The sequence below is a fragment of the Duganella sp. Dugasp56 genome (genome assembly GCF_047304105.1).
GTDB lineage: Bacteria > Pseudomonadota > Gammaproteobacteria > Burkholderiales > Burkholderiaceae_D > Rugamonas > Rugamonas hordei.
Window position 1 is genome coordinate 1 of the sequence record NZ_JBGLYQ010000083.1, and the last position, 14592, is coordinate 14592.

14 protein-coding genes are annotated in these 14592 nt (G+C 67.1%); 7 read left to right on the top strand and 7 right to left on the bottom strand.

Annotation, left to right across the window (positions count from 1 at the left end; translation table 11 throughout):
* Nucleotides 1-118: 118 nt before the first annotated feature.
* Nucleotides 119-1402, bottom strand: a complete 1284-nt coding sequence (locus ACCD07_RS31430) for a D-amino acid dehydrogenase (RefSeq protein ID WP_176654039.1) — start codon at nt 1400-1402, stop codon at nt 119-121.
* 100 nt (nt 1403-1502) lie between these two features.
* On the opposite strand from ACCD07_RS31430, the gene ACCD07_RS31435 reads away from it, so the two are divergent.
* The 3 genes from ACCD07_RS31435 (at nt 1503) to ACCD07_RS31445 (ending at nt 3955) form a co-directional block, all read left to right on the top strand.
* On the top strand, nt 1503-2000 hold the full coding sequence (locus ACCD07_RS31435; protein ID WP_176654040.1) for an Lrp/AsnC ligand binding domain-containing protein: 498 nt from the start codon (nt 1503-1505) through the stop codon (nt 1998-2000).
* 70 nt (nt 2001-2070) lie between these two features.
* Nucleotides 2071-2343 carry a DUF1640 domain-containing protein gene (locus ACCD07_RS31440; RefSeq protein WP_176654041.1) on the top strand — a complete coding sequence of 91 codons (273 nt, stop codon included), beginning with the start codon at nt 2071-2073 and terminating at the stop codon, nt 2341-2343.
* Between the two features lie 52 nt (nt 2344-2395).
* Nucleotides 2396-3955, top strand: a complete 1560-nt coding sequence (locus ACCD07_RS31445) for a hypothetical protein (RefSeq protein WP_176654042.1) — start codon at nt 2396-2398, stop codon at nt 3953-3955.
* Between the two features lie 91 nt (nt 3956-4046).
* On the opposite strand, the gene ACCD07_RS31450 is transcribed toward ACCD07_RS31445, so the two are convergent.
* The 4 genes from ACCD07_RS31450 to ACCD07_RS31465 are packed head-to-tail and all read right to left on the bottom strand — an operon-like array spanning nt 4047 to nt 8629.
* Complete coding sequence (locus ACCD07_RS31450) at nt 4047-5192, bottom strand: efflux RND transporter periplasmic adaptor subunit (protein WP_413449603.1); 1146 nt, start codon at nt 5190-5192, stop codon at nt 4047-4049.
* 13 nt (nt 5193-5205) lie between these two features.
* Complete coding sequence (locus ACCD07_RS31455) at nt 5206-6645, bottom strand: efflux transporter outer membrane subunit (RefSeq protein WP_413449604.1); 1440 nt, start codon at nt 6643-6645, stop codon at nt 5206-5208.
* An 11-nt stretch (nt 6646-6656) separates the two neighbouring features.
* Nucleotides 6657-8198, bottom strand: coding sequence for an MDR family MFS transporter (locus tag ACCD07_RS31460; RefSeq protein WP_413449605.1), 1542 nt, complete (start codon nt 8196-8198; stop codon nt 6657-6659).
* Nucleotides 8195-8629 carry a MarR family winged helix-turn-helix transcriptional regulator gene (locus ACCD07_RS31465; RefSeq protein WP_413449606.1) on the bottom strand — a complete coding sequence of 145 codons (435 nt, stop codon included), beginning with the start codon at nt 8627-8629 and terminating at the stop codon, nt 8195-8197. The genes ACCD07_RS31460 and ACCD07_RS31465 overlap by 4 nt, the downstream gene beginning before the upstream one ends.
* A 109-nt stretch (nt 8630-8738) precedes the next feature.
* Here ACCD07_RS31465 and ACCD07_RS31470 point away from each other — a divergent pair, with 109 nt between their 5' ends.
* The 3 genes from ACCD07_RS31470 (at nt 8739) to ACCD07_RS31480 (ending at nt 11436) form a co-directional block, all read left to right on the top strand.
* Complete coding sequence (locus ACCD07_RS31470; RefSeq protein ID WP_413449607.1) at nt 8739-9497, top strand: transporter; 759 nt, start codon at nt 8739-8741, stop codon at nt 9495-9497.
* 98 nt (nt 9498-9595) lie between these two features.
* The gene (locus ACCD07_RS31475) at nt 9596-10087 is read left to right on the top strand and encodes a hypothetical protein (RefSeq protein WP_353404921.1); all 492 of its coding nucleotides are present in this window, start codon (nt 9596-9598) and stop codon (nt 10085-10087) included.
* 35 nt (nt 10088-10122) lie between these two features.
* On the top strand, nt 10123-11436 hold the full coding sequence (locus ACCD07_RS31480; RefSeq protein WP_353404922.1) for an NAD(P)/FAD-dependent oxidoreductase: 1314 nt from the start codon (nt 10123-10125) through the stop codon (nt 11434-11436).
* Here ACCD07_RS31480 and ACCD07_RS31485 read toward each other — a convergent pair.
* Both ACCD07_RS31485 and ACCD07_RS31490 read right to left on the bottom strand, forming a co-directional pair.
* Nucleotides 11423-12148 (bottom strand): sensor histidine kinase, encoded by a 726-nt coding sequence (locus ACCD07_RS31485; protein WP_176655989.1) that lies wholly within the window; start codon nt 12146-12148, stop codon nt 11423-11425. The genes ACCD07_RS31480 and ACCD07_RS31485 overlap by 14 nt on opposite strands.
* Nucleotides 12149-12226: 78 nt before the next feature.
* Nucleotides 12227-13849 carry a response regulator gene (locus ACCD07_RS31490; protein ID WP_413449608.1) on the bottom strand — a complete coding sequence of 541 codons (1623 nt, stop codon included), beginning with the start codon at nt 13847-13849 and terminating at the stop codon, nt 12227-12229.
* A gap of 215 nt (nt 13850-14064) precedes the next feature.
* On the opposite strand from ACCD07_RS31490, the gene ACCD07_RS31495 reads away from it, so the two are divergent.
* Nucleotides 14065-14466, top strand: coding sequence for a hypothetical protein (locus tag ACCD07_RS31495; protein ID WP_176656014.1), 402 nt, complete (start codon nt 14065-14067; stop codon nt 14464-14466).
* Nucleotides 14467-14592: the final 126 nt, after the last annotated feature.

Consider the following 14592-nt stretch of genomic DNA (forward strand, 5'->3'; position numbering starts at 1 on the left):
GGGGGGGGGGGGCCCTTTTCCCTCGGGGGCGGGGCCCGTGGGGGGGGGGTCCTCGTCGCCCCCGGGGGGCCCGCCCCCCCCCCCCCCCCCCGCGACCGGGGTTAAGCTTGGACTGTCGTCAGGCGTTTGCCAGCTGCGGACGGCGCTGGGCGCCGCCGGTGTTGTAGCGGCTCACCGACAGGTCGTCGGCCAGGATCGCCGGGCGGCGCGCCGAGATCAGGTCCGACAGCAGCTGCGCCGAACCGCAGGACATGGTCCAGCCCAGGGTGCCGTGGCCGGTGTTGATGAACAGGTTGCGCAGGCCGGTGCGGCCGACGATAGGCGTGCCGTCCGGCGTCATCGGACGCAGGCCGGTCCAGAAGCTGGCTTGCGCGGTGTCGCCGGCGCCGGGGAACAGGTCGTTGACCACCATCTCCAGCGTTTCGCGGCGGCGCGGATTGAGGCGCTTGTCGAAGCCGGCGATTTCGGCCATGCCGCCGACGCGGATGCGGTCGTCGAAGCGGGTCACGGCGATCTTGTAGGTCTCGTCGAGGATGGTCGACACCGGCGCGGCGCCCGCGTTGACGATGGGGACGGTGATCGAGTAGCCCTTGAGCGGATAGACGGGAATCTTGACCAGGTCCTTCAACAGCGTGGTCGAATAGGCGCCCAGCGCCACCACGTAGGAATCGGCGGTCACCAGTTCGGCGCCGCACTGCACGCCCTTGATTTCCTCGCCGGCCGTGGCCAGGCCGGTGATATCGACGCCGTAGCGGAACTTGACGCCCAGTTCCTCGGCCATCGCGGTCAGGCGGGTGGTGAACAGCTGGCAGTCGCCGGTTTCATCGTTGGGCAGGCGCAGGCCGCCGACCAGTTTGTTCTGGTCCAGGCCCGGTTCGGCGGCAAGCAGTTGTTCGCGGCTCAGCAGCTGATACGGCACGCCGGTTTCTTCCAGCACCTGGATATCCTTGGCGGCGTCGTCCAGCTGCTTTTGCGTGCGGAACAGCTGGGTCGTGCCTTGCTGGCGGCCTTCGTATTCGATGCCGGTGCTGGCGCGCAGCACCTTGAAGCAGTCGCGGCTGTATTCGGCCAGGCGCACCATGCGCTCTTTATTAGTGGCGTAACGTTCGGCGGTGCAGTTTTGCAGCATCTGCCACATCCACTCCAGCTGGAACAGCGTGCCGTCGGGCGTGATCGACAGCGGCGCGTGACGCTGCAGCATCCATTTCATCGCCTTCAGCGGGATGCCGGGCGCGGCCCAGGGGGAGGCGTAGCCGGGCGAGATCTGGCCGGCGTTGGCGAAGCTGGTTTCCAGCGCGGGACCGGGCTGACGGTCGAGCACGGTCACATCGTGGCCGGCCTTGGCCAGATAATAGGCGCTGGTGACGCCGATAACACCGCTACCCAAGATCACAACGCGCATCTCATTCCCCTAATTATTGAACCTGCCAGATATTCCGCTATGGTATGCTTGTCTCACTAGTATTTGTTACTGTATAACTTGATAAATTCAGTGGATATTCATGCGAATTCAAAAAGAATCGGTCCGCAGCCTGGACAAGCTGGACAGGAAGATATTGCAGATCTTGCAAGCCGATGGCCGGATTTCGATGAAGGACCTGAGCGAGCAGGTCGGCTTGTCGATCACGCCGGCGATCGAGCGGGTCAAGCGCATGGAGCGCGACGGCGTGATCACCGGCTACCACGCGCGCATCGATCCGCCTTCGCTGGGGGCCAAGCTGCTGGTGTTTGTCGAGATCACGCTGAACCAGAAATCGGGGCCGGTGTTCGAACAATTCCGGCGCGAGGTGCTGCGGATACCGGAGGTGCAGGAGTGCCACCTGGTGTCGGGCGACTTCGACTACCTGATCAAGGCGCGCATCCACGAAATGGCCGAGTACCGCAAGCTGCTGGGCGACATGCTGCTCAGCCTGCCAGGGGCGGCGCAGTCGAAAAGCTATGTCGTGATGGAGGAGATCAAGGAGACGCTGATTTTGTCTACCGAGGTGGTGCAGGGCTGATATGGATCAGCATGCGCTACTTGCGGGCGCTCTCGGAAGGAGGACAATAACGGGATGCTTGGGGGCCATTATGATTTCTCTCGATACACTCAGCTATGCGAAGCGCCTGGAATCCGCAGGCGTGCCGACCGGACAGGCGGAAGCCCACGCCATGGCGCTTGCAGGCATACTAGTGACGCAAGCGGCCAGCAAATCCGATCTGGCTGCGTTTGAGGAGCGTCTTCGGCTCTTTATAAATCAGCAGTTGGCGGAGCAGAAGGCGGAAATATTGAAGTGGATATTTGCTTCGGCGGTCGGACAAGCCAGTCTGATCCTGGTCGCGATCCGCTACATGCCTCATTGAACCGATGCTTCAGTTAGAATGCCATAATGGCATTAAATGAACTGGAGCAGGTGTGAACAGTCAGCACGGTACTCCGACAACAACCCACGCGGTCAGCGTCCGCTCGCTGGACGAGCATATGTCTTCGGACCAGAGCTTCAGCTCGGCCTACGCGCGCGCGGTCGGCGCCATCGCCGGCAAGGAGGGCAGCCTGACGCTGGCGCAGTTCGCCGCAGTCACCGACATCGCCGGCGACGGCAAGTCCTCGGCCGTCTTCACCGCGCTGGTGCTGAACGCCATCGAATCGGGCGTCGACGTCGACTGGGCCTTCAACGCGCTCAGCCGTAGCAGCGCCGGCATCGACCAGGCCGCGCGCGAAAACGCCCTCGGCATGACCATCCCGCTGCTGGCGCTGCACGGCGCCGACGCCCGCGCGCTGGCCCAGCGGCTGGCCAAGGCGCTGTCGGTGCGGCTGACGCCCGAACATCTGCATCTGCTGCCGCCGGCCGAAGAGCGCGGCATCCTGGCCAACCTGGGCGAGCAGGCGCGCCGGCTGGTGCGCGGCCGCTCGCTGGCCGACGCCGTGGCCGACTTCGGCCGCAATGCCGGCCAGCAGGCGCTGATCGAGCATGCGCGTCAGTTCCAGTCCGGCGACATCGATCATGGCCAGCTGCGCGAGCTGGTCGGCAGCACCACCTCGGCCATCGCGCATGATATTTCAGTCTACCTGGAGCAGGCGCACATGCTGTCGGTGGGCGAGGCCACGGCGGCCACGCTGGTCAACGCCGCCAACGACCTGAAGAACCAGGTGCTGCAGCGATTGACCTTGGTCGACCAGCGCATCGCCCACGAGCGCCGCCTGCTGGTCGAGGAAATCGACGACGCCGTGCACGACGCCGGCAACGCCATCGAGCTGGCCATCACCGACCGGCTCAACACCGACCAATGGAAGGACGAGGATGTGTGGGCCAGCATGGGCCGCAACCAGTTCGGCCAGGAGATGGAGCGGCGGCTGGACCGCATCGTGCGCCGCAAGGAACAGGCGCTGCATCTGCTGCAGGAGGACCTGCGGCTGTTCCAGCAGGCGATGCGGCTGAATCAGTCGTCGGTATTCCAGCGGCAGCACCATTCGACCCTGGCCAAGCTGATGCCGCGCTTGCGGGTCGGCACGCGCATCGTCAACGGCGTCGACACGGCGGCCAGCGTCACCTTGATGAGCGGGGCGGTGGTGGCGGCCGGCACCGGCACGGCGGCCTATCTGATCGGCGCGGCGGTGGTGTTGCCGGTGGTGGCGCCGGTGGCGCCGTTTGTCGGCGGCGCGGTGCTGCTGGCGGGCGCGTTCAAGTGGTTCACCGACAGCGGCAAGCGCAAGCGCACCGAAATCCGCGACAAGCGCGCCGCCTTCGAAGACGAGCTGCGCAAGCAGTTGCAGGCGGCCGAGCACAGCTTCAACACGCAACTGGACATGGTGGCGCAAGGCTTCCACGACTCGGCGCTGCAGTTGCTGACGCCGTTGTTGCTGGAAGCCGAAGCGGCCGGCCGCGTGCCCGGCATGCGCCAGCGCATCGCCGACCGCGTCATCACGCAGGCGCAGGCGGCGATCCGCCAGCTGGACGCCGAGCTGCAAAAATAATCCGGGGTCAGATCCGACATTTGGACACGAGCTCTACCGTTGCAGCCGCAACGGTAGAGCTCGTGTCCAAATGTCGGATCTGACCCCGGGTTTAATTGCGGGCGATGATGGCGTCGGCGGCGGTGGCGGCCTGCTGCAGCGGCTGGGCCAGCGCCTGCGTGGTGTAGACCGGTGCCTGCGGCATCGGCGCACCCAGCACCGGGCCGTCGGTCTTGCTGATGTCGACCGTCACCGTGGTCGACAGGCCGATGCGCAGCGGATGTGCGGCCAGCTCCTGCGGGTCGAGCGCGATCCGCACCGGCAGCCGCTGCACCACCTTGATCCAGTTGCCGCTGGCGTTCTGCGCCGGCAGCAGCGAGAACGCGCTGCCCGTGCCTGCCGACAGCCCCACCACCTTGCCATGGAATTCGACTTTGCTGCCGTACATGTCGGCCTCGATCCTGGCCGGCTGGCCGACGCGGATGTTGCGCAGCTCCGATTCCTTGAAGTTGGCGTCCACCCACAACTGGTCCAGCGGCACGATCGACAGCAGCGAGGTGCCCGGCGTCGCCCTTGCGCCGATCTGCACGCTGCGCTTGGCCACGTAGCCCGACACCGGCGCCACGATGGTGTTGCGGCGCGCCGCCAGCCACGCCTGCTGGTAGTCGGCCCTGGCCGCCAGCACGGACGGATGCTGCGCCACCGCCACGCCGGCCACGCCGGCCTTCGCGGCGTCGGCCTGCTTGACCGCCACCGCGATCGCGGCGTGGGCGTTGTCCACCGCCTGCCGCGCATGCTCGACTTCCTCGCCCGACACCGTGTGGTCGGCCGCCAGCGGCTTGCGGCGCGCCAGGTCGTCCTCGGCTTCCTTCAGCTGCAGCTTGCGCTGTGCGACCGTGGCGTCGTACTGGGCGACGTCGGCGTAGCGCTGGCGCTGCTGACGCACGGCGGCGCCGAGGCGGGCCTCGGCCTGGCTCAGGGCCACGTCGGCGTCGGCCGAGTCCAGCTTGATCAGCGTGGCGCCGGCCTGCACCATCTGCGTTTCGTCGGCGCGGATCTCGGCCACGTTGCCGGTGACCTGCGACGACAGGTTGACCAGGTTGCCGCCGACGTAGGCGTTGTCGGTCTGCTGTTCCCTGGACAGCACGATCTTGTAGTAGGCGGCGTAGGCGATGCCGGCGGCGATGAACAGCAGCGTGATGCCGGCCAGGACGGTCTTGCGTTTCTTGTCGTTCGGTTTGGTGATGTCGGTGCTCATGGTTTCATCCTTGTTATTTGGAAGCCGTCGCCAGCGGCGCTTCTTCGTGATAGCCGCCGCCCAGCGCGTTGGTCAGCGCCACTTCGGCCAGCAGCTGCACCTGCTGCAGATAGAGGTCGGCGTCCCGCTGGCGCAGCAGCGCCAGTTGCGCACCGAGTACGCTGCCGCGGTCGGCCAGGCCGTGGTCGAGCCGCGCCTGCGCCGACGCCATCTGCGCCCGCGCCAGGCCGGTGGCCTGCGTCTGCTGCGCGATCTGCTGTTCGATGCCTTGCAGCTGCACGCCGTCCTGCGCCACGTCGCGCACGGCATCGATCACCGCCTGGTTGTATTCGGCGATGCGTTCGTTGCGGCTGGTGCGGGCGCTGTCGAGCTGCGCATCCAGGCGCCGGCTGTCGAACAGCGGCAGCGTCAGCGTCGGGCCGATGTACAGCGTGCGGCTGGCCGCCTGCAGCAGGTTTTCCAGCTTGACGGTATCGAGGCCGATCGATCCGGTCAGGTTCACGTCAGGATAAAAGGCCGCCTTGGCCGCGTCGATCCGGCTCAGCGAGGCCTCCAGTTTCCAGCGCGCTGCCTGCAGGTCGGGCCGGCGCGCCAGCAGCTCGATGCCGAGGCGGGCGGGCAGGGCGTGCGGCGTGGCATTCAGCGGCTGCGGCTTGAGGTCGGCCAGCGCGCCGCTGTCGGCGCCGACCAGCGCGCGCAGGGCCTCGCGTTCGCGGCCGATGTCGGCCCGCAGTTCCGCCTGCCGCTTGCGGATCAGGTTCAGTTCCAGTTCGGCGCCGCGCTGCTCGTCGGCGTTGGCCAGGCCGCGCGCGATGCGTTTGGCCTTGTCCTGCGCCAGCGCGGTTTGCGCGGTCGCCAGCTGTTCGGTGTTGGCCAGGCGCGCCCAGGCTCCCTGCAGGCGGAAGTAGCTTTGCGCGACGGCCGCGGCCAGCGCCTGTTCGGCCTGGGCATAGGCGGCGCGGCCGGCCGTCAGCTCGCCGACGGCGGCGGCGACCTGCGCGTGGTTCTTGCCCCACCAGTCGAAGTTGTAGCGCGCGTCCAGGCGCAGCGTTTCGGCGGTGAACCAGGTGCCGCCGATCGGCGCCGGGAACAGGCCGGTGCCGGAATAGCGCTGGCGGTTGGCGTTGGCGTAGGCGCTGATGTCGACGCCGACGTCGGCCGCCGTGCGTTGCAGCGCCGAGCTGGCGGTGCCGATCTGCGCGGCGGCCACTTCCAGCGTCGGGCCGCTGGCCAGCGCCTGCTTGATCAGCGCGTTCAACTGCTCGTCGTGGTAGGCGGTCCACCATTGCGCCTGCGGCCAGCCTTCGCGCGCCAGCTTGATGCCGGACGCCAGTTCGGCGCCGGCGATGTCGCGTTGGGCCAGCGGATGCAGGTCCGGCGTGACATGGGCGCAGCCGGCCATCGCCAGCAGCATGGCCAGCAGCGGGGCGGTTTTCTTGAGTCGGGTTTTCATCGTTTTCATCATCAGTCCATGGCGGCGTGGTCGACGGCGGGTGCGGCGTGTCTGGCCGGCGGGCGTATCAGCAGCAACAGCGGGATCACGCACAGCGTCAAGATCATCATCAGCCAGAAATCGTCGACATACGAAATCATCGAGGCCTGGCGGGTGATCTCGCCGTTCAGCGCGGCCGCCGCTTCCGGCGTGGCGAGGTTGTCCAGCAGCGACGGGTTGACGGTGGTGATCTTCTCGGCCAGCGTGGCGTGCATGGTCTGCGTGTTGCGCACCAGCAGCGTCTGCACCAGCGCGATGCCGATCGAGCTGCCGATATTGCGTATCAGGCTGTAGATCGCCGTGCCTTCGGCGCGCATCTCCGGCGACAGGGTGGCGAAGGTGGCGGCGCTGAGCGGCACGAACACCAGCCCCAGGCCCAGGCCCTGGATCACGCCCGGCCAGACGATGTCGCTTTGCGACAGCACCAGCGTGTAGCGCGTCATCTGCCACAGCGAGAAGGCGGTGATGGCGAAGCCCAGGCCGAGCAGCAGCCGCAGGTCGAACTTGCCGACCAGCCGGCCCACCACCATCATCGCGATCATGGTGCCGATGCCGCTCGGCGCCGTGACCAGGCCGGCGACGGCGGCCGGATAGCCCATCAGGCTTTGCAGCATCGACGGCGTCAGCGCGCGGGTGGCGAACAGCACCAGGCCGACGATGAAGATGAACAACAGGCCGCTGACGTAGTTGGCGTTCTTCAGCAGGCGGTAGTCGAAGAAGGATTTGCCGGCCGGCCGCAGCGCGGTGTGGGCGACGAAATACGCAAAGCTCAGCGCCAGCACCACCGCCTCGATCCAGGTTTCGGTGGCGGCGAACCAGTCGTTCTGCTCGCCGCGGTCCAGCAGCATCTGCAGCGCGCCGATGGCCAGGCTGAGCGTGACGAAGCCGAAGGCGTCGAAAGTCATCTTGCGCGCGCCCGGCACAGGGCGGATGTAGCGCCAGATGCCGTAGAACGCCATCGCGCCGACCGGCACGTTGATAAAGAACACCCAGCGCCAGTTGTAGCTGTCGGTCAGCCAGCCGCCCAGGGTGGGGCCGAGGATGGGACCGATCATGACGCCCATGCCCCACACGGCCATGGCCGAACCGTGCTTTTCGCGCGGGTTGATGTCGAGCAGCGTGGCCTGCGACAGCGGCACCAGCGCGGCGCCGAACACGCCCTGCAGCAGCCGCGCGGCGACGATTTCGGCCAGCGATCCGGACAGCCCGCACAGCACCGAGGCCACGGTGAAGCCGGCCACCGCCGTCAGGAAGATGTTCTTCTGGCCGTAGCGGTCGCACAGCCAGCCGGTCAGCGGGGTGGCGATGGCGGCGGCCACGATGAAGGAGGTCAGCACCCAGGTGATCTGGTCCTGCGAGGCCGACAGGCTGCCCTGCATGTGCGGCAGCGCGACGTTGGCGATGGTGCCGTCCAGCGCCTGGATGATGGTCGCCAGCATGATCGAGATGGTGATCATGCGGCGGTTGATCGGCGGCTGCTGCTGCGGCCCGGCGGCGGTCACTGCGTCGCTCATGCGCAGGACTCGATGTCGGTCTGCATCGATTCGAGGAACTCGGTGACGACGCGCAGGATTTCCGGATCGGCCTTGCCGAGCATTTCATTGCGCACGACTTCCGCCTCGGATTTCACGGTGGCATAGAGGCGCCAGCCTTCCTCGGTCAGGCTGAGCAGCTTGACGCGGCGGTCCGTCGCCGACGGCGTGCGCAGCATGTAACCGGCCTTGACCAGACGGTCGATGGTGGCGACCATGGTCGGATCCTCGACGCCGACGCGCGCGGCCAGCCGGGTCTGCGACGGCGGCTCCTTTTCCTTGGCGGTCAGGGCGATCGCCATCCAGCTGGACTGGCTGATGCCCAGGTGCTTGAGGCGGCGGTCGATCGCCAGGCGCCAGGCGCGGGCGGTGCCGTGCAGCGCGGCCGAGAAACGCTCTTCGATAGAAGACATACTATTCACCTGCTAATCGTTAGGTATCGAACTATTATCTTAGCATAGGTACTTTCTCCTCGCCAAGGGACGTGCTACGCTGAATGCCATCTCCCTCTCAAGGACCGCTATGAAAATGCCTGTTTCCGCCGCCGCGCTGTGCCTGTTGCCGCTGTTTTGCCTGGCGCAGGAGGGGCCGCCGGTCACGCCTTACCGGCCGTCGGTGTCGAGCCCGGCCCAATTGCCGGCGGCCGGCCAGCTGGAGCTGGAGCTTGGCGGGCTGAGCAGCAAATCCGACGATGGCCGCCGCAACAGCCTGCCGTACGCGCTCAAGCTGGGCTTCAACGAACAGTGGGGCGTGGTGCTGGTGGGCGAGGGCTATGTGTCGGCGCCCGACGGCGACGGCGGCCGCGCGCACGGCATCGGCGATACGCAGTTCGTGCTCAAGCGCGCCTTCATCCTCGGCGAGGACAGCGCGCTGGGCCTGGAACTGGGCGCCAAGGCGCCGACCGCCAGGGACAGCATCGGCAGCGGCCGCGCCGACTACAGCCTGAACGGCATCTACAGCCAGGACATCGGCAGCGTGCACATGGACGCCAACCTGAACGGCACCCGCCTGGGCAGCTACGAACCGGGCAGCGGACGCGTGCAGACCGGCCTGTCGGCCTCGTTCTCGACGCCGGTCAACGAGCAGTGGGGCGCGACCGGCGAACTGTCCGGCACCCGCCGCAGCGGCGCGGCCAGCACGGCGCAGGTGCTGTTTGCCGTCTCGTACAGTCCCAGCAAGCGGCTGACCCTGGACGCCGGGTTTGCGCACGGATTGAACCACGCGTCGCCGGATTGGTCTTTCTTTAGTGGCGTGGTGTTGCCGCTAGCTCAACTATGGTGACAACTATGTGCGCTGGCGTACGGATAATGAAAGCTGAGCCTGATATTATTGCGAATGAGTAACACCGCTCAGCCATTCATATAAGAAAAGAGGCAAATATGAAAGCCAAGATCATCGCCATCAGTCTGCTGGTATTGTCCGGCAGCGCCTTCGCCCAGAACGTGGGCGTCTCCATTAACGTCGGCCAGCCCGGTTTCTACGGCCGTCTCGATATCGGCGATTTTCCGCAGCCGCAAGTGATCTATCGCGAGCCGATATTGGTCGAGCGTCCGGTCCGCTATGTCGAGACCGCGCCTATCTACCTGCGCGTGCCGCCAGGCCACATCAAGCACTGGTCCAAGCATTGCGGCGCCTACAACGCCTGCGGCCAGCGCGTGTACTTCGTCCAGGACGGCTGGTACAACAACCAATACGCGCCGCGCTACCGCGAACGTCATGGCGACGGCTACCGTGATGGCTATCGCGACGGCCACCATGAAGAACGCCGCGAAGAGCGTCGTGAAGACCGCCGTGACGATCGGCGCGACGACCGCGACGACCACGACAATGGCAAGGGCCACGGCAAGGGCCACGGCCACAACAAGGACTGACAACGCGGCGCCGGCCGCCGCCACAGGAGCAGCGTTTGCATAGCAAAATCGTGATCGTGGGCGGCGGGGCAGGCGGGCTTGAGCTTGCCTGCAAGCTGGGCCGCAAGCTGGGCGCCCAAGCGGTGACCCTGGTCGACAGCCGCCTGTTCCATATCTGGAAGCCGTCGCTGCACGAGGTGGCGGCCGGCACGCTGGACGTGCACCAGGAAGGCCTGTCCTACCAGATGCTGGCGCACGACAATGGCTTCACCTTTGTCTACGGACCGCTGCTCGCGCTCGACGCGGTGCAGCGGCGGCTGACCGTCGGCGCCATCTACAGCGGCGACAGCGCCGACCATGCGCGGCGCGAAGAAGTGCTGCCGGAGCGGCAGGTCGGCTTCGACTCGCTGGTGCTGGCGGTCGGCAGCACCTCCAACTATTTCGGCGTGCCCGGCGCGGCCGAACATACCATTTCACTCAACGCCACCGAGGACGCCGAGCGCTTCCGCCTCACCTTGCTCAAGCTGCTGACGCAGGCCGAGCTGCAGAAGGACACGCGGCCCGAGGCCGGCGTCGACATCGTCATCATCGGCGGCGGCGCCACCGGCGTCGAGCTGGCGGCGGAACTGCGCGAGGCCAGCGGCGTGTACGCCACCTATGGCTTCCGCCGGCTGCAGGCCGAGCGCGACGTGCGCATCACCTTGCTCGAAGGGGCGCCGCGCATCCTGGCGCCGCTGCCGGAAAAGGTGTCGTCGGCCGCGCTGGAGTTGCTGCGGCAGCGCGCCGTCAAGGTGGTGACCGGTACCCGCGTGACGGCGATCGCCGCCGACGCCGTCACCGCCGGCGAGGTCGTCTATCCGGCGCAGATCGTGGTTTGGGCTGCCGGCATCAAGGCCCCGGATTTCCTCAAGGCGCTGGGGCTGCCGACGGTGAAATCGGGCCAGGTCGAGGTCGGCGGCAACCTGGCCGTCGCCGGCTGCGACCATATTTTCGCGCTGGGCGATTGCGCCGCCTGCACCGGCCCGGACGGCAAGCTGGTGCCGCCGCGCGCGCAAGCGGCGCATCAGCAGGCCGATTACCTGTTCGACACCTTCATGCGGCAACACGCGGGCAAGCCGCCGCCGGCCCGGCCCTATGTGTACCGCGACTACGGCTCGCTGGTGTCGTTCGGCCAGACCACGTCGGTGGGCAGCCTGATGGGATCGCTGAAGGGATTGAGCTGGTTTGTCGACGGCTTTGTCGCGCGGATGATGTATGTCAGCCTGCACCTGCTGCACCACCGCGCGGTGCTGGGCACGGTGCGCACCGGTGTGCTGGCGCTGGCGCGCTTCCTGATCAAGCGCAGCACGCCGCTGGTCAAGCTACACTAGTCTGCTTCGGCAGGATCATGGTCAGGGTCACGCCGCGCTCGGCGCCGCTGGCCAGGGTCAGCGTGCCGCCCAGGTAGGCGGCGCGTTCGCGCGCCATGCGCAGGCCGAACTTGCCGGACACCTGGCCCAGCACGGCCGCCACCGGGCCGGGCAGGCCGATGCCGTTATCCTTTACCGTCAGCATGACCTCGTCCTCGTTGTCGTCGACGATGACGTCCACCTCGCTGGCCTGCGCGTGCGCGGCGATGTTGCGCAGCGCTTCTTCCAGCGTGTGCAGCAGCACGATGCCGTGGCTGCGCGGGCACTGCAGTTCGTCCTCCGGCAGGCTGCAGCGCGCGGCCAGCTGGTGCTGCTCGCCGAACTGCGCGACCAGCTCGCCCAGCGCCACGCGCACGCCGAGGAATTCCAGCTTGTCGTTCCACAGCTTGAGCTGCATCTGGCGGTTGGTTTCGACGATCTGCAACAGCAGCTTCTTCATGTGGGCCGCGCGGTCCTGCAGCGCCGGCTCCTGCGGCATCTTCTGCATCAGCAGGCCCAGGTGCATGGTCAGCGCGGTCAGCGACGAGCCCAGGCTGTCGTGCAGCTGGCGCGACAGCGAGCGGCGTTCATTGTCCCAGCACGTGTGGAGATGGCCGAGCAGGTCGCTCAGGTCGGCGCTGCGCAGGGCGTCCTGCTGGTCGGGATGCTGTTCTTGTTGTGCCGGTAAGGACATGGTTTTCTCTTCGTGGACGGACTTTTTATGGAGCGATCATACCCGAGCTTTGCCGGACGTGGCGCACTGGCCGGGCCGCTAGCGGACCGGCGCCGGCATGCGGCTGCCGATCACTTCCATCAGCTGGTCGATGTCCACCGGCTTGACCAGGTGGCGGTCGAAGCCGGCTTCCATGACGCGCCGCAAATCCTCGGCCTGGCCGTAGCCGGTGAGCGCGATCAGCCGCATGTGGCGGGTGGCCGGATCGGCGCGCAGGCGGCGCGCCACCTCGTAGCCGTCGATGCCGGGCAGGCCGATATCGACCAGCGCCAGTTCCGGCAGCAAGCGGCCGGCGGCCTCCAGCCCCTGCAGGCCGTCGGCCGCCGCCTGCACCTCGTAGCCGTAGCAGCTCAGCATCATGGTCATCATTTCGCGGCCGTCGTCGTTGTCTTCGATCAGCAGCACGCTGGGCTTGGCCAGCTCGCCCTGGCTGTCGCCGCTGGGCGCCGGCGCCGGCGCCGGCTGGTGCTCGATGCGCGGCAGGCGCAGCGTGAAGGTGCTGCCGCCGCCCGGACCCTTGCTTTCGGCGACCACGGCGCCGCCGTGCAGTTCGGCCAGCCGCCGCACCAGCGACAGTCCAATGCCGAGCCCGCCTTGCGAGCGGTCCAGCGTGCTGGAACCCTGCACGAACACGTCGAACACGTGCGGCAGCAGGTCGGCCGCGATGCCGACGCCGGTGTCGCGCACGCTCAACACCACGTCGTCGTTTTCGGTCCAGGTGCGCACCTCGATGCGGCCGCCCGGCGGCGTGTACTTGAGCGCATTGTCGAGCAGGTTGCTGGTGATCTGCTCGAGCCGCGTGGCGTCGCCGCTGACCCAGCCCGGGTCCAGGTCCGGCACCAGCTGGAAGTCGGCGCTGCGGCCGGTGGCGCGGTAGGTGTCCAGCGCCGTCGCCACCAGCGCGGCCAGGTCCACCGGCGTGCGGTTGAGCAGGATCTTGCCGGACATCGCGCGCGACAGGTCCAGCAGGTCGTCGACGATGCGGCCCAGGTGGTGGCTCTGGCGCTGGATGATCTTCTTGGCGCGGATCACGCCCTCGGCGCTGACGCCGGGCAGGCCGATCAGCGAGGCGGCGCTGCTGATCGCGCTCAGCGGATTGCGCAGCTCGTGGCCCAGCATGGCCAGGAATTCGTCCTTGGCGTGGTTTTGCCGCTCGGCCGACTGCCGGTCCTCGATCTCGCGCGTCAGGCGCACGTTGGTGGCGGTCAGCTCGGTGGTGCGCTGGCTCAGCTGGCGCGCCTGCTTCTTCAACTCTTCGTTCTTCATCGCCAGCGCGACAAACACGGCGATCTTGGCGTACAGGATCTGCGGGATCACCGGCGTGAACAGGAAATCGACGGCGCCGCGCTGGTAAGCCTTCAGCCGGTCGAGCTCGTCGGCCAGGAAGGCGGTGATGAAGATGATGGGGATGTCGGCCGAGCGGGCGCGCTGGTGGATCGCCTCGGCCGTTTCGAAACCGTCCATGCCGGGCATGTTGACGTCCAACAGGATCACGGCGAAGTCGTGCATCAGCACCTGGCGCAGCGCTTCCTGGCCGGAGCGGGCCGCCAGCACTTCGTAGGATTCCTGCTCAGCCCACTGGGCAAGCAAACTGGTCAGCGCAAACAGGCTGTTCGCATCGTCGTTGACTACCAGGATTTTTGGTTTTTCTATTTTAGGCACAGGGGTCTCTGCACGACACTGAACGGAACAAAATCCGCGGCCTGATAGCTGCCTGGGAAGCATGGTTGGGGGTGCTCGACGATCATAGCAATTGCATATATGAATGTCAAAAACCACGGGTCAATCGAACGCTACCGCGCCAGTGTTCGATCCCGCACAGACTCGTTGTCGCCTGCCTGCCACATTGGGACATCCCCTCACTGAAAGGAATCATGATGAATATCGATACTGTCGTAGACAAGGAATATCTGGGCCTGAGTTTCCGCGCGCTGGCCGACGCCCCCGTCAGCGCCTTGCGCGGCATCAGCGCCAAGGACGCCAAGGCGCTGGCGCAGGCCTTCAACGTGCACTCGGTGCGCGAGCTGGCCAACCTGGAATTCGTCAAGTGGGCGGCCGCCATCACCACGCTGGCCGAACACGAGCAGGCCACGCCGGAAGAGCAGGCCAAGGAAACGCTGATCGACGGCGGCCTGGAAATGACGTTCCCGGCCAGCGATCCGGTGTCGGTCGATTCCGGCGTGACGCGCATCGAAGTGGCGCCGGAAATGGTCGACGCGCATGACGATCACCAACACGCGGGCAAGATGGAAAGCGATGTAGAGGAGGCGGCGCACTAAGCCGCAGCAAGCAGCGAGCCGGCGGCGCCGGCCGGTCCCCGCCCCCCCCGCCCGCCGGGGGGGGGGGGCAGGCGGGGGGGGGGGGGGGGGCGCCCGCCCCCCCCGGGGGGGGGGCGGGGGGGGGGG

Excerpts from the sequence above, each read along its gene's own strand:
- ACCD07_RS31465 (WP_413449606.1), bottom strand. The coding sequence starts at position 8,629 with ATGTCTTCTATCGAAGAGCGTTTCTCGGCCGCGCTGCACGGCACCGCC.
- ACCD07_RS31460 (WP_413449605.1), bottom strand. The coding sequence starts at position 8,198 with ATGAGCGACGCAGTGACCGCCGCCGGGCCGCAGCAGCAGCCGCCGATC.
- ACCD07_RS31435 (WP_176654040.1), top strand. The coding sequence starts at position 1,503 with ATGCGAATTCAAAAAGAATCGGTCCGCAGCCTGGACAAGCTGGACAGG.
- ACCD07_RS31470 (WP_413449607.1), top strand. The coding sequence starts at position 8,739 with ATGAAAATGCCTGTTTCCGCCGCCGCGCTGTGCCTGTTGCCGCTGTTT.
- ACCD07_RS31455 (WP_413449604.1), bottom strand. The coding sequence starts at position 6,645 with ATGAAAACCCGACTCAAGAAAACCGCCCCGCTGCTGGCCATGCTGCTG.
- ACCD07_RS31475 (WP_353404921.1), top strand. The coding sequence starts at position 9,596 with ATGAAAGCCAAGATCATCGCCATCAGTCTGCTGGTATTGTCCGGCAGC.
- ACCD07_RS31440 (WP_176654041.1), top strand. The coding sequence starts at position 2,071 with ATGATTTCTCTCGATACACTCAGCTATGCGAAGCGCCTGGAATCCGCA.
- ACCD07_RS31430 (WP_176654039.1), bottom strand. The coding sequence starts at position 1,402 with ATGCGCGTTGTGATCTTGGGTAGCGGTGTTATCGGCGTCACCAGCGCC.
- ACCD07_RS31495 (WP_176656014.1), top strand. The coding sequence starts at position 14,065 with ATGAATATCGATACTGTCGTAGACAAGGAATATCTGGGCCTGAGTTTC.
- ACCD07_RS31485 (WP_176655989.1), bottom strand. The coding sequence starts at position 12,148 with ATGTCCTTACCGGCACAACAAGAACAGCATCCCGACCAGCAGGACGCC.
- ACCD07_RS31450 (WP_413449603.1), bottom strand. The coding sequence starts at position 5,192 with ATGAGCACCGACATCACCAAACCGAACGACAAGAAACGCAAGACCGTC.